Below are 21019 nucleotides of genomic sequence, written 5' to 3'. Positions count from 1 at the left end.
AAGCGCGTTTCCCATGCTGCACGATTGGGGCGTGATCGCCGCCGCCTTCGGCTATATCGGCTTCCTGTTCCTGGTGGCGAGCCATGGCGACCGCCGCTCGCCGGCCGGGCGCGGCCGTGCCTCCGGGCTGATCTACCCGCTGTCGCTAGCGATCTACTGCACCTCGTGGACCTTCTTCGGCTCGGTCGGCTTCGCCACCCGCACCTCGACCGACTTCCTCGCCATCTATGTCGGTCCGATCCTGATGATCGGGCTCGGCGCCGGCATCTTGCGCCGCGTGATCCAGCTGGCGAAGGCCCACAACATCACCTCGATCGCCGACTTCATCGGCGCCCGCTACGGCAAGAGCCAGGCGGTGGCGGCAACCGTTGCGCTGATCGCGATCATCGGCTCGGTGCCCTACATCGCGCTCCAGCTCAAGGCGGTCGCCTCCTCGCTCGAGACGATCCTGAGCGAGGACCAGGCCTTCTCCCACATCCCGATCCTCGGCGACATGGCGCTGATGGTGACACTGGCGATGGCGGCTTTCGCGGTGCTGTTCGGCACCCGGCAGACCGACGCCACCGAGCACCAGCACGGCCTGATGCTGGCGGTCGCGACCGAATCCATCATCAAGCTGGTCGCCTTCCTCGCTGCCGGCATCTTCGTCACCTTCTGGATGTTCTCGCCGCATGAGTTGATCGAACGCGCGATGAAGACGCCGGAGGCGGTGCGCACGATCAACTATTCGCCGTCGATCGGCAACTTCCTCACCATGACGCTGCTGTCGCTCTGCGCGATCATGCTGCTGCCGCGCCAGTTCCACGTCAGCGTGGTGGAGAACTCCTCGGATGCCGAGGTCGGCCGCGCGCGCTGGCTGTTCCCGCTCTACCTCGTCGCCATCAACCTGTTCGTGATTCCGATCGCGCTCGCCGGCCTCGTGACCTTCCCGTTCGGCGCAGCCGACCCCGACATGTACGTGCTGGCCCTGCCGATCGAGAGGGGCGCGGACCTGCTCAGCGTCGCCGTGTTCGTCGGCGGTCTGTCGGCGGCGACCGCCATGGTGATCGTCGAATGCGTCGCGCTCTCCATCATGGTCTCGAACGACCTCGTCGTGCCCCTGGTGCTGCAACGCCGGCCGGAGGGGCGCGCCGGCGGCGCCGATTTCAGCAACTTCCTGCTGCGCTCGCGGCGGCTCGCGATCTTCGCCATCATGGTGATGGCCTATTTCTACTATCGCGCGCTCGGCAACGCCCAGCTCGCGGCGATCGGCCTGCTCTCTTTTGCCGCCATCGCCCAGCTTGCACCAAGCTTCTTCGGCGGGCTGTTGTGGCGGCGCGCGACCGCGCGCGGCGCGATCGGCGGCATGCTGGTGGGCTTCGCTGTGTGGCTCTACACGCTGTTCATGCCGAGCTTCATGGACTCCTCGACATCGGGCATCCTGCTGCTTCAGCACGGCCCGTTCGGCATCGAGGCGCTGCGGCCGCAGGCGCTGTTCGGCGCCGACCTGCCGCCCTTGATGCATGGCGTGATCTGGTCGCTGTCGCTCAACATCTTGACCTATGTGCTGCTGTCGCTGGCGCGAAGGCCCTCGTCCATCGAGCTGCTGCAAGCCGATCTGTTCGTGCCCAACACGCTCGCGCCGATCTCGCCGAGCTTCCGCCGCTGGCGCACCACCATCACCGTGCAGGATATCCAGACCACGGTGGCGCAATATCTCGGACCCGACCGCGCGCGGCATTCCTTCGAGGCCTTCTCCGCAAGACGCAACGTGCGCCTGGAGCCCGGCGTGCCCGCCGATTTCGAGCTGCTGCAGCACGCCGAGCATCTGATCGCCTCTTCGATCGGCGCGGCCTCCTCGCGCCTGGTGATGTCGCTGCTGCTGCGCAAGCGCACGGTCTCGGCCAGGGCCGCCCTCAAGCTGCTCGACGATTCGCACGCAGCGCTGCATTTCAACCGCGAGATCCTCCAGACCGCACTCAACCACGTGCGCCAGGGCATCGCCGTGTTCGATGCCGACCTGCAGCTGATCTGCTCCAACCGGCAGTTCGGCGATCTCCTCAATGTCCCGCCGCATATCGTCCAGTTCGGCACGCCCTTGCGCGAGATCCTGGAATTCATCGGCGTGAGCGATCAGGACGATCCGGCGGGGCGCGAGGCCGTGCTGGAGCGGCGCCTGGCCGCTTACACCACCGATAGCGAGCCATATCTGGAGCGCCTGCCGGAACGCCACATGGTGATCGAAGTGCTCACCAACCGCATGCCCGGAGGCGGCTTCGTCATCACCTTCACCGACGTCACGCCCACCTTCGAAGCGGCAGAAGCGCTGGAGCGCGCCAACGCCTCCCTGGAAAAGCGCGTGCGCGACCGCACCGAGGAGCTGACGCGGCTGAATTCCGAGCTGGCCCTGGCCAAGAGCGCGGCGGAAGATGCCAGCATCTCCAAGACCCGGTTCCTTGCCGCCGCCAGCCACGACATTCTCCAGCCGCTGAACGCGGCGCGGCTCTATGTCACAAGCCTGGTCGAGCGCCAGCACAATGGCGAGGAGACGCGGCTGGTCGAGAACATCGACGAATCGCTGCAGGCGATCGAGGAGATCCTCGGCGCGCTGCTGGACATCTCGCGGCTGGACGCGGGCGCCATGACGACCTCGATCTCGAGCTTCAAGATGGCCGATCTGATGCGCTCGCTGGAGATCGAGTTCGCACCGATCGCGCGCGCCAAGGGCCTCGAGCTCGCCTTCGTGCCCTGCTCGCTGCCGGTCGAGTCGGACCGCCTCCTGCTGCGGCGGCTGCTGCAGAACCTGATCTCGAACGCGATCAAATATACCCCGCGCGGCCGCGTGCTGGTCGGCTGTCGCCGCCGCGGCGCCTCGCTCAAGATCTGCGTCTACGACACCGGCGTCGGCATCCCGCCGGTCAAGCGCGGCGAGATCTTCAAGGAGTTCCACCGCCTCGAACAGGGCGCACGGATCGCGCGTGGGCTAGGCCTCGGCCTTTCGATCGTCGAGCGGCTGGCGCGCGTGCTCAAGCACGGCATCGCCATCGACGGCAACAAGAGCGGCGGCTCGATGTTCTCGGTAACGGTGCCGACGGCGAAGGCGATCACCCACACTGCCGCCGTGACCAGCGCGACGCCGCTGGCCCGCACGCCGATCTCCGGCGCGCTGATCGTCTGCATCGAAAATGATGCGGCGATCCTCGACGGCATGCGCACGCTCTTGAAGGCCTGGGATGCCGAGGTGATCGCGGTCGCCGACCCCGAAGGCGCGATCGCCGCGATCGAAACCGCCGGAAGACGTGTCACCGGCCTCCTGGTCGACTATCACCTCGATCGGGGCAACGGCATCGCTGCCATCCGCGAGATCCGCCGCCGCTTCGGCGACGGAATTCCCGCGATCCTGATCACGGCCGACCGCAGCCCCGCGGTGCAAATCGCCGCACGGGACGAGAAGATCGCCGTACTCAACAAGCCGGTGAAGCCGGCCTCGCTCCGCGCCCTGCTCGGTCAATGGCGCACGCAGCAGATGGTGGCGGCGGAGTGAGACGCAGGGGTCAGTAGTCGGTCGATACGCTGAGCGTTCGCCACCTCTCCAGCTCTTCCAGGCGGAACCTATCGGTCGCAGCGATGGCGTTGACGGCGTCGCTTCCGAGCGCAATGCGCAGAGGCGGGCGCTCCATGTGGGCGAGCTTCAGCACCACGGCCGCGGCTTTGGCCGGATTGCCGGGCTGGTGGCCGTCGTAGTCGCGCTGCATTCTGACGGCAGCGCCGACGACCGCATCGTACTCGGGCCGGCCTTCGCCGGTCTCATGTGCGGCTTGCGCAAAACCGGTGCGAAAACCGCCGGGCTCGACGATCGTGACGTTCACGCCGATCAGCGCCATCTCGCGCGCCAGCGATTCCGAAAAGCCTTCGATTCCCCATTTCGCGGCCGAATAGGCCGCGCGGGCCGGAGCGCCAATCCGCCCGCCGACAGACGAGACCTGCACGATATGGCCACGGCGCTGGCGACGTAGCACCGGGATCGCCGCCTTGGTGACGATGATAGTGCCGATCAGATTGGCCTCGATCTGCCGGCGGAACGAATCCAGGCTGGTATCCTCGACCGATCCGAGATCGCCGTAACCGGCGTTGTTCACCACCACGTCGACGCCGCCAAATGCCTGCACGGCGAGGCCGACCGCCGCTTGCGCTGCCGCCTCGTCGGTCACGTCGAGCGATGCAAGCCGAAGCCTTTCTCCGGAGCGCTCCAGCAGCGGTTCGAGCGGCTTTGGGTTCCGGGCCGAAGCCAGCACGCGATCTCCCGCCGCGAGCGCGGCTTCCACGATGGCCCGGCCAAGCCCACGCGAGCTGCCGCTGATGAACCATGTCTTCGACACCACGATCTCCGGATCGACCTAAGGCGCCAGCCGCGTGAAAACGTAATCGCGTCCCTTGGCACGCGTTTCGTGGCACGCAAAGCAGGTGCGATGCTGAGCCTCGTCGACCGGCTTGCCGTTGACGAAGCGGCCAAAGCCCCAGCCGCCGGTCGAGGCGTATCTTTTGGAATCCTTGACCATCACCTGGACCGTGGTGGCGGCACCCGGGATGGTCGCGGACGCAAACTCCGGCGACTGTTTCCGCTTCCAGGCGCGCTTGACCAGGATGGAGCCGTCGGGGAACGGCAGCTTGCCGGCCTGATAGGCATCGACCGCGGTCTGGTTGCCGAGAACGGCGCGAAGCTCGTCGAGCGGCGCGGCCTCCTCGGCCGGTGCGATCAGCTCCCACTGCTTGTAACCAGAGGGAATCGTGACGCCGAAAATAGGCGAGGCATCCGCTGGGCCAGGTGGCATCGGCCCCTCCGCCAACGCGACCGTGATGAGGTACGGCACGCATGTCAGGAGAACGACGAGGAGCAGCATGGCGAGCACGATCGCCGTGGAGAAGGAGAATGTTTTCTGTTCAGGTTCGATCGGCGTCATGACGTTTCAGCAAGCGGAGAGCAACGGTAGGATCCCGGCCCAGCCTGGGCTGGCCGGGAGGACGGGATCCTCAGGCACCGTCGGCGTCGATGACGGCCTTGGCAAAGGCCTGCGGCGCCTCCTGCGGCAGATTGTGACCGATGCCGCCGGTGATCAGGCGAAACTCGTACCGGCCTGAAAACTTCTTGGCGTAGGCGCTGGGCTCGGGATGCGGCGCGCCGTTGGCATCGCCCTCCATCGTGATGGTCGGCACGCCGATGACCGGCGCCGCGGCCAGCTTCTTTTCGAGCTGCTCGTATTTGGCTTCGCCCTGGGCGAGCCCGAGCCGCCAGCGGTAATTGTGGATCGTGATCGCGACATGATCCTTGTTGTCGAGCGCCGCCGCGCTGCGCGCGAAGGTGGCGTCGTCGAACTTCCACTGGGGCGAGGCGAGCTTCCAGATCAGCTTGGCGAAATCGTGCGTGTACTTCTCGTATCCGGCACGGCCGCGCTCCGTCGCGAAATAGAACTGGTACCACCATTGCAGCTCGGCCGATGGCGGCAGCGGCGCGTTGCCGGCAGCCTGGCTGGAGATCAGATAGCCGCTGACCGACACCAGCGCGCGGCAGCGCTCCGGCCACAGTGCGGCGATGATGTCGGCAGTGCGTGCACCCCAATCGAAGCCGGCAACGACCGCCTTCTTGATGTCGAGCTTGTCCATCAGCGCGATGATGTCGGTGGCCATTGCGGCAGGCTCGCCATTGCGCGGCGTCTCACTGGCGAGGAACTGCGTCGAGCCATAACCGCGCAGATAAGGGATGATGACGCGATAGCCGGCCTTTGCCAGGATCGGCGCGACGTCGACGAAGGCGTGAATATCGTACGGCCAGCCGTGCAGCAGGATAGCCACGGGACCGTTCGACGGTCCCGCTTCGGCATAGCCGACGTTGAGAACGCCGGCATCGATCTGCTTGATCGTGCCGAAAGACGCATTCGATGCGGAGGACTGCCGCGCTTCCGTCTCGGCGCGAGCGAGATCAATCACGCCGAGACCGACGGCGACCGTTCCCGCCGCGATGCCAAAGAAGTTACGACGCTGCTGGTCGATGATCTGCTTCATGATGTTGCTGCCTTGTGGTGGTTGGTGATGTGCCTCAGATCAGCGCGACCGTGACGTCGACATTGCCGCGGACCGCCCTGGAGTACGGACAGGTTTGATGCGCATCGTCGATGATGCCGCGCGCGGTCTCGCGATCGAGGCCCGGCAGGCTGACATTGAGACGCGCCCGGAGCGAATAGGCGCTCTCGTCGAGCACGAGATCGATCTCCGCATCAACAGCGCATTTCGTTGGAAGGTCGATCTTCCGCTTGCGCGCCGCAATCTCCATCGCGCCTTCAAAGCAGGCCGACCAGCCGGCGGCGAACAATTGCTCGGGATTGGTGCCGATCCCCGCGCCGCCTGGCGGCGACAGCTTGACGTCCAGGCGACCGTCAGAGCTGCGCGCGATGCCGTCATGGCGCCCGCCGCTGGTGTGGGTCCTCGCCGTGTAGAGTATCTTTGCCGCCTGCGTCATCATGGTCTCCTCGCCGTCACGCCACTGACTAGCAGCGGCTGCGGCCGGACGCCCGTTTGGACTTGTGAGAAATTGTGAGGTCTCAGCTTACGTGCCTCACAAGGGCCTGCATCCGCGGTCTGATGCCGATGCACGGACGGCCTTGCCGGATCACGCTCATCTGGCTATCCGGGCCTCTCGAAGGGACCAAGATTTCGCCATGACCGAGCCGGCCGGCACTACGACGGGAACTCTATCGTTCGGGCCATTCTCCGTGAGGCCGCATGAAAGGCTTGTGATGCGCGACGGCGTCGCCTTGCCGCTCGGCGCGAAAGCATTTGACACGCTGATGGCGCTGATGTCGCGGCCGAACGAGGTCGTCAGCAAATGGGACCTGATGGCGCTGGTGTGGCCGGGCATCACGGTCGAAGAGACCAATCTGCGCTTCCACGTCGCAGCACTTCGCAAGGCGCTCGGCGACGGCAAGGACGGCGCCCGCTACATCACGACGCTCTCTGGCCGCGGCTATTGCTTCGTGGCGCCGATTTCGCAGATCGCGGCGCCGACTTCGCAAGCCGATCTTGCGGCAGCTCAGCGCCCCGCACCGCGGCCGGAATTGCCGCCCGTGAAACTGCCGAACCGGCTGCAGCGGATGGTCGGGCGCGCCGATGCGATGGCCGCCGTCTCCGACAGGCTCATCGCCTCGCGCTTTGTCACGATTGCCGGGCCCGGCGGCGTCGGCAAGACCGCCGTCGCCGTAGCGATCGCCCACGACCTGCTGGAGACATTCTCCGACGCCGCGCACTTCGTCGACCTTGCCGCGCTGAGCGATCCCGATCTCGTGATCACCTCGATTCTGCTGATGCTTGGCTTGCCGGCGCAGGCCGACGATCCCCTGCCCGCACTGCTCGCACATCTCCAGGACAAGCGGATGCTGCTGATCCTCGACAATTGCGAGCACGTCATTGCGGCCGCCGCGCCGCTGGCGGCGGAGATCTTCCAGGCCGCGCCGCACGTCCATATCCTCGCAACCAGCCGCGAAGCCCTGCGCGTCGAGGGCGAGCAGGTCTATCGACTGGCCCCGCTCGCCGTTCCACCCGACGGCTCCGGCGTGACGGTCGCCGCAGCACGGACCTATCCCGCGCTTCAGCTATTCCTCGAACGCGCCACGGCAGGCGGTGCGCAGATCGCGCTCGATGACGCCAATGCCACGATCATCGCCAGGATCTGCCGCAAGCTCGACGGCATGGCGCTGGCCATCGAGCTCGCCGCCGGCCGGGTCGAAGCCTACGGCCTGGAGCAAACGGCCGCGCTGCTCGACGAGCGCCTCAATCTGCTTTGGCAAGGCCAGCGAACGGCGCCGCCCCGGCAGAAGACGTTGCAAGCCACGCTCGACTGGAGCTACGGACTGTTGTCGGATCTCGAGCGCCTCGTGCTGCGCAGGCTTGCGGTCTTCGCCGGGCACTTCACCATCGACGCAGCGCTCGAGGTCGTGCCGGACGAGCGCGTCGACCGCACCCGCCTGTTCGACGCCGTCGACAGTCTCGTTGCCAAATCGATGGTCGCGCCGCGCCCCATCGGCGCCATGATGCGCTACCGTCTGCTCGACACGACGCGTGCCTATCTGCTCGAGATCGAACCCGATGACGCGGCTCTCGCCGCCCGCCACGCGACCTACTACCGGCGATGGCTGGAGCAAGCCGGCACGACGTGGGCGATGGTGCCGAGCGCGGATGAGCGAGCAGCTCACTTCTCCGCGCTTCACAATGTGCGCGCCGCGCTCGACTGGTGCTTCGGCCCGAACGGTGATCTCGGCATCGGCGTTGCGCTCGCCGCCGCCGCGGCGCCGATCTTCCTGGCGATGTCCCTGCTGATCGAATGCCGACGCTGGTCGGAACGGGCGCTGCTGGCGATTGCCCCCTACTCGCGCGGCAGCGCCGAGGAGATGCACATCCAGGCCGCGCTCGGGCTGACCTTGATGTTCACCCGCGGCGGCAGCGAGGCGGCGCGTAGCGCCTTGAGCAGGAGCCTTGCCATCGCCGAAGCGCGCGGCGACGAGGTCAACCAGCTCCAGCTGCTCGGCCGGATGCATATCTTTCACGAGCGGATGGGAGAGTTCGACGCCGCGCTCGGCTATGCGCAAAAGAGCCTCGCGGTCGCGCGGTCGCTGGGCGACCCCGGCTCGATCGCCCTCGCCCATTCCCTGCTGGGTGTCTCGCTGCATCTGGCGGGTGAGCATCACGACGCGCTGAAGATGCTGGAGGTCGCCTGGCAAGGTCCTGGCACGGAGCTAGTCAGCACCGTCCACGGCTTCGATCATCGCAACCGGGCCGGCATCACCCTGGCTCGCGAGCTCTGGTTGCAAGGCCGGCCTGCGGAAGCGCTGCAACTGGCGCAGCAGACGGTCGCCGAAGCCGCACAGATGGATCACCCGATCACGCTCTGCATTGCGCTGATCTGGGCGGTCTCGATCGACCTCTGGAGCGGAGACCTCGACGGCGCGAACGAGAACATCGACCGCTTCATCGCGCATGCCAATTCGCGCTCGATGGGGCCTTATCTCGCCGTCGGCCGCGGCGTCAAAGGCGAGCTGGCGATCGAGCGCGGCGATGCCGCGGGCGGCGTCGAGACCATCAGGGCCTGCCTGCGCGAGCTCCACGATGCCGGCTACGAGCTGCTCACCACGGCGTTCAACATCGCGCTGGTCCAGGGCTTGCTGGCGCTTGGACAGATCGAGCAGAGCGCCGAGCTGATCGACGACACCATTCGCCTCGTCGAGCAAAGCGGCGATCATCTCTACATGCCCGAGCTGCTGCGCATGAAGGGCCGAGTTCTGTTGTCGCTGCCGAAGCCCGATACCGAGCAGGCAGAAGTCTGCTTCATGCAGTCGCGGGATTTGAGCCGTCGCAAAGGCGCAAAAGCCTGGGAGCTGCGGGCCGCGATCGATCTTGCGCAGCTGCTCGTCGAACGCGGCCGGCCTGAGGACGCGAAACAATTGGTTCAATCGGCGCTTGACGGCTTTGTAGAAGGCTCCGAGACGGCAGATATCAGAGCGGCCAATCGTCTGCTCCCGACGCTGTAGCCAATTGCGCCCTATCGAGCTCTGTCATCCTTCGAGTCTCCGCTACGCTCCGGCGCCTCGGGGCGACGATGGGACTGTTTGTGCGGATCACCCCGCCGGCGTGCCCTGCTTCCACTGGCCGCCGGCGATCCTGGCGGCGGCGATCACGGCCTGGGTGCGGCTTTCGACGCCGAGCTTTTGCAGGATGGCCGAGACATGCGCCTTGATGGTGGCCTCGGACACCCCGAGCTCGTAGGCGATCTGCTTGTTGAGCAGGCCCTCCGACAGCATCATCAGGACCCGGACCTGCTGCGGCGTCAGGGTCACCAGCCGGTCGCGCAGACGCGTCATATCGGGATCCGCCTCCGCCGACAGATCGGTATCGGCGGGAACCCAGACGTCGCCTTCCATCACCTTGAGGATGGCGTCGCGCAGCGTCTCGACGCCGAAACGCTTCGGGATGAAGCCGGAGGCGCCGAAATCGAGCGAGCGGCGGATCGTGGCGCTGTCGTCGGAGGCCGAGACGATCACGACCGGAATCGCCGGATATTGCGCCCGCAGATAGATCAGGCCGGAGAAGCCGGAAATGCCCGGCATCGAGAGGTCGAGCAGGATCAGGTCGACATCCGAGCTCTGTTCCAGCAGCCTGGTCAAATCCTCGAACGATCCGGCCTCGTCGATCCTGGCCGAGGTCAGGACGCCGGCCACCGCCTGTCGTAGCGCGTCGCGGAAAAGAGGATGGTCATCGGCGATGACGAGATGAGTCGAGGGAGCGTTCATCGTTCTCTTGCTGTCGTTCGCGGGCCGGCGGACCAGATCCCGGATGGGTCAATTCTTTCCCGAGCAGCCGTGGCATGCAAGTACACATTATCCCTTTGCTGCAAAGGGGTTAATCCGGAAGTTTCCGTGACCGCACACCGCCACCTGATACCGGACGTCAGCTGCGCGTCAGTGCGCAAGGCCGAAAGTCGTATTGGGGCGGGTTTCACGCCGATGTTACCTTGCGGGCAAGACCTGGGTTGATCCGGCACGTCCGGACATCCGGGGCGCGAGGAAACGCATTTGGGGAGCGACTTAACATGTCGACAATGGCTGTATCTCAAGCAGGCGCGGGAGGGATGACGAAGGACGAACGGTTCGTCATTCTCGCTTCCTCGCTCGGTACCGTCTTCGAATGGTACGATTTCTATCTCTATGGCTCACTGGCCGGCATCATCGGCACGCAGTTCTTCTCGGCCTATCCGCCGGCAACCCGCGACATCTTCGCGCTGCTTGCGTTCGCCGCCGGCTTCCTGGTGCGTCCGTTCGGCGCGATCGTGTTCGGCCGCATCGGCGACATCGTCGGCCGCAAATATACCTTCCTCGTCACGATCCTGATCATGGGTCTGTCGACCTTCATCGTCGGCCTGCTGCCGAACGCGGCGACCATCGGCATCGCGGCGCCCATCATCCTGATCGCGCTGCGCCTCGCCCAGGGCCTGGCGCTCGGAGGTGAGTACGGCGGCGCGGCGACCTATGTCGCGGAGCATGCTCCGAACGGCAAGCGCGGCTATTACACCTCCTTCATCCAGACCACGGCGACGCTCGGCCTGTTCCTGTCGCTGCTGGTGATTCTGTTCACCCGCACGGCGACCGGCGAGCCCGACTTCGCCGCTTGGGGCTGGCGCATTCCGTTCCTGGTCTCCGTGCTGCTGCTCGGCGTCTCGGTCTGGATCCGGCTGCGTCTCAATGAGTCGCCGATCTTCCAGAAGATGAAGGAAGAGGGGAAGAGCTCGAAGGCGCCGCTGACGGAGGCCTTCGGCAACTGGCAGAACGGCAAGCTCGTGCTGCTCGCGCTGCTCGGTGGCGTGATGGGCCAGGGGGTCGTCTGGTACACCGGCCAGTTCTACGCGCTGTTCTTCCTGCAATCGATCCTGAAGGTCGACGGCTACACCGCCAACCTCTTGATCGCCTGGTCGCTGCTGCTCGGCACCGGCTTCTTCGTCGTGTTCGGCGTGCTGTCCGACAAGATCGGCCGCAAGCCGATCATCCTCGGCGGCTGCCTGATCGCGGCACTGACCTTCTTCCCGATCTTCAAGATGATCACCACCAATGCCAACCCGGCGCTGGAAAAGGCCATCGAGCAGGTCAAGGTCGAGGTGGTGGCCGATCCCAAGGGCTGCGGCGACCTGTTCAACCCGGTCGGCACCCGCGTGTTCAGCGCGCCTTGCGACACCGCCCGCGCCTTCCTGTCGCAATCGTCGGTCAAGTATTCGACCTCGCCGGCCGCAGCCGGCTCCGGCGTGAAGGTGATGGTCAACGGCAAGGAAGTGCCCTACGCCAACGCCAAGGACGGCAACCCGGCCGTGCTCGCCGCGGTCCAGGCGGCCGGCTATCCGAAGGCCGGCGACGCCGGCATCGTGAAGATGTCGAATCCGTTCGACATCTTCCGTCCGCAGGTGGCCGCGACCATCGGGCTGCTGTTCATCCTGGTGGTGTTCGTCACCATGGTGTACGGCCCGATCGCGGCAATGCTGGTCGAACTGTTCCCGACCCGCATCCGCTACACCTCGATGTCGCTGCCCTACCACATCGGCAACGGCTGGTTCGGCGGCCTCTTGCCGGCGACCGCCTTCGCCATCGTGGCCTCGACCGGCGATATCTATGCCGGCCTCTGGTATCCGGTCATCTTCGCCGCGATTACCGTCGTGGTCGGCTTCCTGTTCCTGCCCGAGACCAAGGACGTCGACATCAAGGCGACCTGATCGAAAGCAGCGATCGACACCACAAGCCGGCCGCGGTCTCCGCGGCCGGTTTTGCTTTTGAGCGACTCTTATTGCGAGGCGTTTTCTTTACGCGAACCGGCGCCCACTTCGCTCGAAACGCTCTACTGATTGCTGCCGACGAATTGCAGCACGATCTCGCGGCGGTGCGGACGGCTGCGGTGCTCGATCAGATAGATCGCCTGCCAGGTCCCGAGTGCAAGCCTGCCGTTCAGAACCGGGACCTGAAGCGAGGTCCCGGTCAACATCGTCTTAACGTGTGCCGGCATGTCGTCCGGCCCTTCGGTGTCGTGGGTCCACCCGGCGTTCTCCGGCGCAAGCCGGGACAGCGCCGTGCCGAGGTCCACGAGCACGGAAGGATCAGCGTTCTCCTGAATGGTCAGCGAGGCCGAGGTATGGCGGATGAACAGCATCAAGGCGCCCTCGCGCGCCTGCGCCTCGGCGATGAATTTCGCTGCTTCACTGGTCAGATCGGTGAAGCCGCGGCCCGGCGTCTGCACGGTGAGCAGTGACGACGTGACGGTCGTGGCTTGCACCGAGGATGGTGTCGAGCGGGTGATGGATCTGGCTGATGTCATGAAGGGTCTCGACTGATCGAACACCGTCAAATCTTGCCCGACACGTCCTTCTGGACGCGGTTGGCCATATCGATCAGCCGCCGCCAGGCCTTTTCCAGAAACGACATCACGCGATCGACGTCCTGATCGCTCGGCAGCGGGATCTCGATCTTGCGCTCGCCCTCGGCGACCCTGGGCTCGGCTTTCTTCAGCGGATCGGATTTCGGCAGCGCCTCGTCGATCTTGCCCGACACCGTCGGCCCCGCCGCGAGCTGCCCCTTCAGCTTCTCGACCTCGGCCTGGAGCCTGCCGATCTCGGCGTCGAGCGCGCTCCGTTCGTCGGGCACCGCGTAGCAGGCCCAGCCGGCGCCGTTCTTGGTGCAGGTCGATACCGTGCCGGTGCGCGTGTCGAGCCGCAGCACGCCCTCGGGAATGGGCGTCATGCTGTAGCGACCGTTTTCGCCGTCCGGCGCGGATTGCGCGGCCACGAGACCGTCGCCGGTCGCCATCGCCGCGGCGAACGCCGCCGCCGCAAGCCAGGATGTTGTGGATGACGTCACGGGTCTCATCGCGCTCTCCGCTATGACGTACAGGTGGCAATCGCTGAAATTCTACACCCCGGTGAGGCGATCCGCCGCCCAAAACACACACCGGCATCAACGATCCCTGCGGCATCTTTGATCCCGGCGGCGCGGCGAAAGCGCGGCAGCCTTCGCCGTTCATGGGGCGAGCTGCTGCGGTGCGGCGTCACGCTGTGTGCAGCGCTGCCGCACGCGCCAATATCATCAAGAAAATCAATTACATAACTGAAAGCGACGCAATCGTGACTTGGCTTGACTTGATTATAGGCCATCAGTATGGTCCGCGCGGCTTTTGAGGGTGGCGGGCGCAATTTCCATTCAGCCGCGGCGTTTCGGGTCTTCGTTGCATGACACAGGGCACGGGACACGGCGAGAATGGGGATCGCGATAGATCGTCCGAGGAAGCTGCGCTTTCCGAACGGCTCGGGAGTCTCGATCAGCGGTTGTCCGAACTTCGTGACCGCCGGATCAAGACCGAGCAACCCGCAGGTGACGGTGGAGACGGAGCGGCCAGAGCCTCGGCGATGGCGCTTGGTTTCCGGTTATCCTCGGAGTTGGTCGCCGGTGTCGCTGTCGGAGCGGGGATTGGCTGGGGGTTCGACCGCTTGCTGTCGACGTCGCCTTTCGGATTTATCGTGTTCCTGCTGCTGGGCTTCGTGGCCGGCGTGGTGAATGTGGTGAGATCGGCGGGCGCGGGTCAAAACAGGCGCGGTGGTTCGTAAGGCGATCCGCACAGGAGAGGAATGATCGTGCCGGCTTTGCCGGTACGGGCCGGCCCGGCCGGCAGACCGAGACCCGCCGGCATTGCCCGGCAGACCAAGAGATGCCGCGCCGATGAAAATCGATCCGATCCACCAGTTCAACATCGAGCCTCTCTTCACGATCGGCCATATCGGCAATCACACGATCGCCTTCACCAATTCATCGCTCTACATGCTGGTGGCAGTGGCGATCATCGCGGTCCTGATGCTCGCCAGCGGTTCACAGCTGGTTCCCGGCCGTCTGCAGTCGGTCGCCGAAATTTCCTACGAGTTCGTCGCCTCGACCATCCGTTCGACAGCCGGCGCGGAAGGCATGAAGTTCTTCCCGCTGATCTTCTCGCTGTTCATGTTCATCTGCGTCTCGAACCTAGTCGGCATCATCCCCTACACCTTCACGGTCTCGAGCCACCTGATCGTCACCGTAGGCTTGGCGCTGCTGGTCTTCTTCACCGTGCTGATCTACGGCGTCGCCAAGAACGGCCTGAAATTCTTCTCGATTTTCGTTCCTCACGGCGTCCCCGGCTACATCCTGCCGCTGGTGATGTTCATCGAGATCCTGTCGTTCTTCCTGCGTCCGGTTTCGCACAGCATTCGTCTGTTCGCCAACATGCTGGCCGGCCACATCGCGCTGAAGGTGTTTGCGGGCTTCGTCGCCATGCTGGGCTTCTCGCTCGGCGCCATCGGCTGGGTCGGCGGCGTGCTGCCGCTTGCGCTCACGATCGCGCTGTACGCGCTCGAGATTCTGGTCGCGTTCCTGCAAGCCTATGTGTTTGCGATCCTGACCTGCATCTACCTCAACGACGCCATTCATCCGGGACACTGAGCGGTCCGGGGAATTTCCACCCACAACCCAATCTTTCTTCCAAGGAGTCTAAAATGGATCCGGCAGCAGCAAAACTTATTGGCGCGGGCATCGCGTGCATCGGCATGGGCGGTGCGGGCGTCGGCGTGGGCGTGATCTTCGGCAACTACCTCGCCGCAGCCGTCCGCAACCCGTCGGCCGCTCAGGGCCAGTTCGGCAACCTGATCTTCGGCTTCGCCGTGACCGAAGCGCTCGGCATCTTCTCGCTGCTGATCGCGCTGCTTCTGCTGTTCGTTTTCTAAAGAACGACTTCTTTCGCGCCGCTTCATCCGAAGCGGCGCGTGACAGCAACAGGAGTACTCCATGGCCGAGAGTCATGGCGAGGCGAAGGGTCCGGCGGCGGGCGCTCACACCGAAGCCGATGGCGGTCATCACGGCGGCGGTTTTCCGCCGTTCGAGAGCAGCACTTTTGCTTCGCAGCTGGTGTCGCTCGCGATCTTCTTCGTCGTGCTTTACGTGATCGTGTCCAAGCTCGCTCTGCCGAAGGTCGGCGGTGCGATCGAGGCGCGCCAGAACAAGATCGAGGGTGACCTCACCGAGGCGCAGAAGCTGAAGGACCAGTCCGAGGCGGCGCTGAAGGCCTATGAAGGCGAGCTCGCTTCGGCGCGCACGCGGGCACAGGCGATCGGCAACGAATCCCGCGACAAGGCGAATGCGCAGGCAGATGCCGAGCGCAAGGCGCTGGAAGAACAGCTGGCGGCCAAGCTCGCCGAGGCGGAGAAGACCATCGCCTCGACCCGCGCCACAGCCATGAGCAACGTCCGCGGCATCGCGGCCGATGCGGCAGGCCAGATCGTGCAGCAGCTCACCGGCGTGGTTCCGGATGCGGCCTCAGTCGGTGCTGCCGTTGACGCGTCCTTGAAAGGCTAGTCGATATGTTCTTCGATCCTGAGACCTGGGTCGCCGTCGCCTTCGTGATCCTGATGGTCGTGTTCGGCTATCTCGGGGTGTTCAAATCGGCGATGACCGCACTCGATCATCGCGCAGCCCGCATCAAGGCCGAGCTCGACGACGCCGCGCGCCTCAAGCAGGAGGCGGCCAAGGTGCTCGCCGACTACAAGGCGCGCAGTGCCACGGCCGAGCGCGAGGCTGCCGACATCATTGCCAATGCCAAGGCCGAAGCCGAGCGCATCGCGGCCGATGCCAAGGCCAAGATGGAAGACTTCGTCGCCCGCCGAACCAAGACCGCCGAGAGCAAGATCGCACTCGCCGAAGCCCAGGCGCTGGCCGATGTCCGCGCCGCTGCCGCGGAAGCCGCCGTCCAGGCCGCCTCCACGATCCTGTCGCAGTCGGTCAAGGGCCAGATTGCCGACGACCTGCTCGCCAAGGGCATCAACGAAGTCAGGCAGAAGCTGAACTGAGGGTTTTGCCTTCACGAAATCAAAAAGCCGGCGCGATGAGCGCCGGTTTTTTTATCGGGTAACAGCGACAATCGCGGTGTCATCACCCGCGGGCAATGACAGCTGAGATTGCCGGAAGACCCCAGGCTACTTCTTCTTCCGCCCCTTCGGCTCGGGCGAGAGTGCCTGCGGGTCGAAGCCGACATAGAAAATGTAGCTATCGGCGACCGCGGGCGCCGGCGCCGGATAGGTCATGTCCTCGGCGACGAAGGTGAAGGGCACGCTGCCGCCCTCGGTCATCTCGACGGTGGTCCGGTAGGCCTTCGAGGCGATCACCTTCTCGCCGACGCCGCCCTGCACCACCGCGATGCGCAGCGGCACTTCGACCGAGGCAGGCGCACCGGCGGGACCGGCGATGACGCGGCCCTGGATGCCGATCCTGGCCGTGATGCCAGCGCTGCTGCGGGAACATTCGCGCGCCATCTTGGTGATCGAGGCCTGGAAACGGATCTCATTGCCAACGGCCGGCTTGCCGCCGGCGCCAACCGCATAGGTCGAGGCCCCCGCGCGCACCGTGACCTGCGGGCAATCGAGGTCGTCTTCTGCCGGCTGGCCGGGCGCAGGCGCCGGCTTGGGCTCGGTCGGCTCGTCGGACTTGCCGCCGAACAGGCTCTTGAAGCGGTCGGTCAGCGACTGGGCCGCCGCCGGTGAGACCGAAACGAGTCCGATCGACAATGCCAGCGCGATCGCCGTTCCCAGCCGCAACGCATTCCGCGATGACCGAAACTCCTGCACCATCGACGCCTGTACTCCATGACAATTGTCCGGCCGATCGCCGGCCGGGGCATGCGGGTTATATCGCCAAAATCGGCGAACCCAAGGCAGCAAAAAGGGGGATTCGGCCGCGCGAAGCGGGCGGCTCAGCCGCGGAAATCCTCGTGCAGCAGGCCGAACAGCAGATGATCCTGCCAGACTCCGTTGATGCAGAGATAGCGGCGGGCGAGCCCCTCGCGGGTGAAGCCGCACTTTTCCAGCACCCGGATCGACGGCGCATTGGTCGGGATACAGGCGGCCTCGACCCGGTGCAAATTGAGCTCGCCGAACAGGGTCGGCAGGAGCACCCGCAGCGCCGCCGTCATGTAGCCGCGATGGGCATAGGGTTGCCCGATCCAATAGCCGATGGTGCCGGCCTGCACGATGCCGCGGCGGACATTGGCCAGGGTGATACCGCCGACCATGGCGCCATCGAGCTCGCGGAAGATCAGAAAGGGATAGGAGCGGTCCGCGGCGATGTCCTCGGAATAGCGGCGCAGACGGCGGCGGAAGCCCGAGCGGGTGAGATCGTCGGACGGCCAGATCGGCTCCCAGGGCGTCAGGTAATCGCGGCTGGACTCCCGCAAGTGAGCCCATTGCAGGAAGTCCGACATCTGCGGGGCGCGCAACAACAGCCCGTTGCCGCGCGGCGCGAGGGCGGCGGGTCCACTGGACGGCAGGCGAAAGAGGGCCATGGTGATGCTTTCCGGGGCGGTCTCGCCATTCGCGGCTTCTAATGCAGCCGCGCCTTGGCGCGCGCCCGGGTCAATCCTTCCGCAAAAGACACCGCCGTGTCCAGACCCCTGCCACTGCCTAATGCGACAACGGCGGGCCGGCTCCGCGACAACAGCGCACGCGCTGCGTCCCGGGTCGATTCGACGCTGACGGCGTCGATCCGGCCGACCAGCTCCTCGACCGTCTGCGGCCGGCCATAGGCCAGCACGTGCCGGGCGAGCTGCTCGGCACGGGACGAGCAGCTTTCCATCGCCATCAGCAGACCTGCCTTCATCTGCGCCTTGGCGCGGGCGATCTCGGTCTCGGTCAGCGTCTCCACCGACTCATTCATGATGTCGACCACGACCTCCATCATTTCCGGCGCATCGGCCGGGTCGGTCCCGGTGTAGAGGCCGAAGAAGCCGGTGTCGGTATAGGGCGCGTGGAACGCGTAGATGGAGTAGCAGAGACCGCGCTTCTCGCGCACCTCCTGGAACAGCCGCGACGACATTCCGCCACCGAGCACGTTGGTGAAGACCTGGAGCGAGAACAGCGACAAATCGGTCTGCGGCACCCCTTCCAGCGCCAGCGTCAGATGCGCCTGCTCGAGCTCGCGATGCACCACCTTGGCGCCGCCCTTGCCGAATTGAGCGGTTTGCGGCTTCGGGCCCGGCGTCCCCTCGAAGCTTGCAAAGCGCCTTTCGACCTCGGCGACCACCTGGCCGTGATCGACCGCGCCGGCCGCCGCCACCACCATGTCGGGCCCGCGATAATGCGTCGAGAGATAGCCGCGCAGCATGTCGCGGTTGAAGCTGCGCAGAGTCTTCGCGGTGCCGAGCAGCGAGCGGCCCATCGGCTGGTCGGGATAGCAGAGCTCGTTGAGATGCTCGAACACGACATCGTCGGGCGTATCCTGCGCCGCGCCGATCTCCTGCACGATGACGTTTTTCTCGCGCTCCAGCTCGTCGGGCTCGAAGGCGGGATTGGCGAGGATGTCGGCGAGCACGTCGAGCGCCAGCGGCACGTCCGCCTTCAGCACCCGCGCATAATAGGACGTCGTTTCGGTCGAGGTGCCGGCATTGAGGTCGCCGCCGACCGCCTCGATCTCCTCAACGATCTCGCGCGAGGAGCGCTTCGTCGTGCCCTTGAACGCCATGTGCTCGAGCAGGTGCGAAATGCCATGCTCGTTCGGCTTCTCGTCGCGGCCGCCGACGCCAGCCCAGACGCCGAGCGCCGCGGTCTCGAGCTGGGGCATCTTGTCGGTGACGACGGTCAGGCCGGAGGCAAGCTTGGAAATCTCGACGCTCATCCAGCAACTCCCTGCTTTGCAGCGCGGCTGACCGACAGCACGAACCGCTCGACCTCGGCTTGGTCGTTCTTCATCACCTTCATATGTTCGGATTTGGTCATCAATCCATCGAGCCAGGCCGGCAGTTGCGGCCGCTGGCCGCAGGCGGCTTCGACGGCGTCGGGGAATTTGGCCGGATGGGCGGTGGAGAGCACGATGCTCGGCACCCGCGTGTCCGTCGTATCGCGGTCGGCGACAGCGAGCGCCACCGCCGTATGGGGATCGACCAGCTCGCCGGCCTCGCGCCAGCCGGCGCGGATCGCAGCCGCGGTCTCGGTCTCGTCAGCGCGCCCGGCGTCGAACTCCTCGCGGATTGCAGCCAGCGTCGCATCGGGCAGCACGAAGCGTCCGGACTGCTTCAGCGAATCCATCAGGCGGCGCACGCCGGCTGCATCGCGGCGGCCAGCCTCGAACAGCAGCCGCTCGAAATTCGATGAGATCTGGATGTCCATCGACGGCGATGCCGTCGCGTGCACTTCGCGAACCTCGTAGATCCCGGTCTTCAGCGTGCGCGCCAGGATGTCGTTGACATTGGCCGCGATGCGCAGGGTCCGCACCGGCAACCCCATGCGCTTGGCGACGTAGCCGGCGAAGATGTCGCCGAAATTGCCGGTCGGCACCACGAAGTCCACCGCGCGCGCCGGCGCGCCGACGGCCACGGCGGAGGTGAAATAGTAGACCACCTGCGCGACGATGCGCGCCCAGTTGATGGAGTTGACACCGGAGAGCGAGGTGGCATCGCGGAAGCGATGATTATTGAACATCCCCTTCACCAGCGCCTGGCAGTCGTCGAAATTGCCCTCGATGGCAAGCGCATGGACATTGGCCGCGCCGGTCGTGGTCATCATCCGTCGCTGCACCTCGGAGATGCGGCCGTGCGGAAACAGCACGATCAGATCCACGTTCTCGAGGCCGGCGAAGGCCTCGACCGCGGCGCCGCCTGTGTCGCCTGAGGTTGCGACCACGATGGTGGTGCGCTGGCCGCGCTTGGCGAGTACGTGATCCATCAGCCGCGAAATCAGCTGCATCGCCACGTCCTTGAAGGCGAGCGTCGGGCCGTGGAACAGCTCCAGCACGAACTGGTGCGGCGCCATCTGGCGCAGCGGCACCACGGCCGGATGACGGAAGGTCGCATAGGCCTCGTTCGCCATGCGGCCGAGCTCGGCGTCGGCGATCTCGCCACCCGTGAAGGGACGAATCACATCGACCGCGACCTCCCAATAGGGGCGGCCGAAGAAGCCGGCGATGGTCTCGGGCGAGAGCTGCGGCCAGACGGTCGGAACATACAGGCCGCCGTCGCGCGCGAGCCCGGTCAGCATCACGTCACAGAAGCCGAGTTCGGGGGCCTCGCCCCGGGTCGAGATATAGCGAGTCAAACTGCCCTCCAAAGGCGGACCGGCCTAAGCACGATCCATAAGCCTTTGATTTTACGAAGTTACTGTTAGCGGCCAGAGGCTTGGAGCCACCATAAAGTGTTTTGCGGCATCGGGAAACCGCTTCCCGTCTGCACACCTGCCCGGCAGGTGCCTGCGCAACAAAAAGGGCTGCGGCGGTGCCGCAGCCCTCTCTTGGAAGGTCTGTCGTTGATGTGTGCAGACCGGTTTGCCTTCGGGGTCGTCGACCCCTCAAAACTGATCGCGTAACCTTTCGTCGCCTGTCACGAAACCGTCAAGGGCGAAAACGATGGGCGCGAGAAAATGTTCCTATTATTCCCGACGTCAATTCAGCGTTCTAACGCAAAGCCAAGC

General features: G+C 65.4%; 19 protein-coding genes. 8 read left to right on the top strand and 11 right to left on the bottom strand.

Annotated features, from left to right (window positions below):
• The first annotated feature begins 13 nt into the window (after nt 1-13).
• Entirely contained in the window at nt 14-3523 is a 3510-nt protein-coding gene (locus P6U31_RS04465) for a NahK/ErcS family hybrid sensor histidine kinase/response regulator (RefSeq protein WP_407187053.1), read from the top strand.
• A 10-nt stretch (nt 3524-3533) separates the two neighbouring features.
• Here the strand turns inward: P6U31_RS04465 and P6U31_RS04460 are convergent, their stop codons facing one another.
• The 4 genes from P6U31_RS04460 to P6U31_RS04445 all read right to left on the bottom strand — a co-directional run bounded on the left by P6U31_RS04460 (nt 3534) and on the right by P6U31_RS04445 (nt 6493).
• Nucleotides 3534-4358, bottom strand: a complete 825-nt coding sequence (locus P6U31_RS04460) for an SDR family NAD(P)-dependent oxidoreductase (RefSeq protein ID WP_407187052.1) — start codon at nt 4356-4358, stop codon at nt 3534-3536.
• Nucleotides 4359-4376: 18 nt separating this feature from the next.
• Nucleotides 4377-4940, bottom strand: a complete 564-nt coding sequence (locus P6U31_RS04455) for a cytochrome P460 family protein (protein ID WP_407187051.1) — start codon at nt 4938-4940, stop codon at nt 4377-4379.
• Nucleotides 4941-5010: 70 nt separating this feature from the next.
• Nucleotides 5011-6039, bottom strand: a complete 1029-nt coding sequence (locus P6U31_RS04450) for an alpha/beta fold hydrolase (RefSeq protein WP_407187050.1) — start codon at nt 6037-6039, stop codon at nt 5011-5013.
• A gap of 34 nt (nt 6040-6073) precedes the next feature.
• A complete protein-coding gene (locus tag P6U31_RS04445; RefSeq protein ID WP_407187049.1) occupies nt 6074-6493 on the bottom strand; it encodes an organic hydroperoxide resistance protein in 420 nt (139 codons plus the stop codon).
• Nucleotides 6494-6692: 199 nt separating this feature from the next.
• On the opposite strand from P6U31_RS04445, the gene P6U31_RS04440 reads away from it, so the two are divergent.
• Nucleotides 6693-9554 carry an ATP-binding protein gene (locus P6U31_RS04440; RefSeq protein WP_407187048.1) on the top strand — a complete coding sequence of 954 codons (2862 nt, stop codon included), beginning with the start codon at nt 6693-6695 and terminating at the stop codon, nt 9552-9554.
• A gap of 87 nt (nt 9555-9641) precedes the next feature.
• Here the strand turns inward: P6U31_RS04440 and P6U31_RS04435 are convergent, their stop codons facing one another.
• A complete protein-coding gene (locus P6U31_RS04435) occupies nt 9642-10313 on the bottom strand; it encodes a response regulator (protein ID WP_407187047.1) in 672 nt (223 codons plus the stop codon).
• Nucleotides 10314-10651: 338 nt separating this feature from the next.
• Here P6U31_RS04435 and P6U31_RS04430 point away from each other — a divergent pair, with 338 nt between their 5' ends.
• Nucleotides 10652-12277, top strand: coding sequence for an MFS transporter (locus P6U31_RS04430; RefSeq protein ID WP_407187046.1), 1626 nt, complete (start codon nt 10652-10654; stop codon nt 12275-12277).
• Between the two features lie 122 nt (nt 12278-12399).
• Here the strand turns inward: P6U31_RS04430 and P6U31_RS04425 are convergent, their stop codons facing one another.
• Both P6U31_RS04425 and P6U31_RS04420 read right to left on the bottom strand, forming a co-directional pair.
• Nucleotides 12400-12873, bottom strand: coding sequence for a secondary thiamine-phosphate synthase enzyme YjbQ (locus tag P6U31_RS04425; protein ID WP_407187045.1), 474 nt, complete (start codon nt 12871-12873; stop codon nt 12400-12402).
• 26 nt (nt 12874-12899) lie between these two features.
• A complete protein-coding gene (locus tag P6U31_RS04420; protein WP_407187044.1) occupies nt 12900-13421 on the bottom strand; it encodes a hypothetical protein in 522 nt (173 codons plus the stop codon).
• A gap of 359 nt (nt 13422-13780) precedes the next feature.
• Here P6U31_RS04420 and P6U31_RS04415 point away from each other — a divergent pair, with 359 nt between their 5' ends.
• The 5 genes from P6U31_RS04415 (at nt 13781) to gspM (ending at nt 16417) form a co-directional block, all read left to right on the top strand.
• Nucleotides 13781-14155: an AtpZ/AtpI family protein gene (locus P6U31_RS04415; protein WP_128923256.1), complete on the top strand. Its 375-nt coding sequence runs from the start codon at nt 13781-13783 to the stop codon at nt 14153-14155.
• A 112-nt stretch (nt 14156-14267) separates the two neighbouring features.
• Nucleotides 14268-15017: a F0F1 ATP synthase subunit A gene (locus P6U31_RS04410; RefSeq protein ID WP_407187043.1), complete on the top strand. Its 750-nt coding sequence runs from the start codon at nt 14268-14270 to the stop codon at nt 15015-15017.
• Nucleotides 15018-15070: 53 nt separating this feature from the next.
• A complete protein-coding gene (locus P6U31_RS04405; RefSeq protein ID WP_018643436.1) occupies nt 15071-15298 on the top strand; it encodes a F0F1 ATP synthase subunit C in 228 nt (75 codons plus the stop codon).
• 61 nt (nt 15299-15359) lie between these two features.
• On the top strand, nt 15360-15926 hold the full coding sequence (locus tag P6U31_RS04400; protein WP_407187042.1) for a F0F1 ATP synthase subunit B': 567 nt from the start codon (nt 15360-15362) through the stop codon (nt 15924-15926).
• Nucleotides 15927-15931: 5 nt separating this feature from the next.
• Entirely contained in the window at nt 15932-16417 is a 486-nt protein-coding gene (gspM, locus tag P6U31_RS04395; RefSeq protein ID WP_407187041.1) for a type II secretion system protein GspM, read from the top strand.
• Nucleotides 16418-16543: 126 nt separating this feature from the next.
• Here the strand turns inward: gspM and P6U31_RS04390 are convergent, their stop codons facing one another.
• The 4 genes from P6U31_RS04390 to thrC form a co-directional block, all read right to left on the bottom strand.
• Nucleotides 16544-17194: a hypothetical protein gene (locus P6U31_RS04390; RefSeq protein ID WP_407187040.1), complete on the bottom strand. Its 651-nt coding sequence runs from the start codon at nt 17192-17194 to the stop codon at nt 16544-16546.
• 122 nt (nt 17195-17316) lie between these two features.
• Nucleotides 17317-17904: a GNAT family N-acetyltransferase gene (locus tag P6U31_RS04385; protein ID WP_407187039.1), complete on the bottom strand. Its 588-nt coding sequence runs from the start codon at nt 17902-17904 to the stop codon at nt 17317-17319.
• Nucleotides 17905-17942: 38 nt separating this feature from the next.
• Entirely contained in the window at nt 17943-19232 is a 1290-nt protein-coding gene (locus tag P6U31_RS04380) for a M16 family metallopeptidase (RefSeq protein ID WP_407187038.1), read from the bottom strand.
• Nucleotides 19229-20647 (bottom strand): threonine synthase, encoded by a 1419-nt coding sequence (gene thrC, locus P6U31_RS04375; protein ID WP_407187037.1) that lies wholly within the window; start codon nt 20645-20647, stop codon nt 19229-19231. Before thrC ends, P6U31_RS04380 begins: the two co-directional genes overlap by 4 nt.
• Between the last annotated feature and the right edge of the window lie 372 nt (nt 20648-21019).

The sequence above is a fragment of the Bradyrhizobium centrosematis genome, from assembly GCF_045571495.1.
Lineage (GTDB): Bacteria > Pseudomonadota > Alphaproteobacteria > Rhizobiales > Xanthobacteraceae > Bradyrhizobium > Bradyrhizobium centrosematis.
This window is presented reverse-complemented; position numbering and strand designations above follow the sequence as displayed.

Coding starts and splice junctions, on each gene's coding strand:
- P6U31_RS04380 (WP_407187038.1), bottom strand. CDS start 19,232: ATGAGCGTCGAGATTTCCAAGCTTGCCTCCGGCCTGACCGTCGTCACC.
- P6U31_RS04415 (WP_128923256.1), top strand. CDS start 13,781: ATGACACAGGGCACGGGACACGGCGAGAATGGGGATCGCGATAGATCG.
- P6U31_RS04450 (WP_407187050.1), bottom strand. CDS start 6,039: ATGAAGCAGATCATCGACCAGCAGCGTCGTAACTTCTTTGGCATCGCG.
- P6U31_RS04445 (WP_407187049.1), bottom strand. CDS start 6,493: ATGACGCAGGCGGCAAAGATACTCTACACGGCGAGGACCCACACCAGC.
- P6U31_RS04390 (WP_407187040.1), bottom strand. CDS start 17,194: ATGGTGCAGGAGTTTCGGTCATCGCGGAATGCGTTGCGGCTGGGAACG.
- P6U31_RS04465 (WP_407187053.1), top strand. CDS start 14: ATGCTGCACGATTGGGGCGTGATCGCCGCCGCCTTCGGCTATATCGGC.
- P6U31_RS04440 (WP_407187048.1), top strand. CDS start 6,693: ATGACCGAGCCGGCCGGCACTACGACGGGAACTCTATCGTTCGGGCCA.
- P6U31_RS04410 (WP_407187043.1), top strand. CDS start 14,268: ATGAAAATCGATCCGATCCACCAGTTCAACATCGAGCCTCTCTTCACG.
- P6U31_RS04435 (WP_407187047.1), bottom strand. CDS start 10,313: ATGAACGCTCCCTCGACTCATCTCGTCATCGCCGATGACCATCCTCTT.
- P6U31_RS04385 (WP_407187039.1), bottom strand. CDS start 17,904: ATGGCCCTCTTTCGCCTGCCGTCCAGTGGACCCGCCGCCCTCGCGCCG.
- P6U31_RS04430 (WP_407187046.1), top strand. CDS start 10,652: ATGACGAAGGACGAACGGTTCGTCATTCTCGCTTCCTCGCTCGGTACC.
- P6U31_RS04420 (WP_407187044.1), bottom strand. CDS start 13,421: ATGAGACCCGTGACGTCATCCACAACATCCTGGCTTGCGGCGGCGGCG.
- gspM (WP_407187041.1), top strand. CDS start 15,932: ATGTTCTTCGATCCTGAGACCTGGGTCGCCGTCGCCTTCGTGATCCTG.
- P6U31_RS04405 (WP_018643436.1), top strand. CDS start 15,071: ATGGATCCGGCAGCAGCAAAACTTATTGGCGCGGGCATCGCGTGCATC.
- P6U31_RS04425 (WP_407187045.1), bottom strand. CDS start 12,873: ATGACATCAGCCAGATCCATCACCCGCTCGACACCATCCTCGGTGCAA.
- P6U31_RS04455 (WP_407187051.1), bottom strand. CDS start 4,940: ATGACGCCGATCGAACCTGAACAGAAAACATTCTCCTTCTCCACGGCG.
- P6U31_RS04400 (WP_407187042.1), top strand. CDS start 15,360: ATGGCCGAGAGTCATGGCGAGGCGAAGGGTCCGGCGGCGGGCGCTCAC.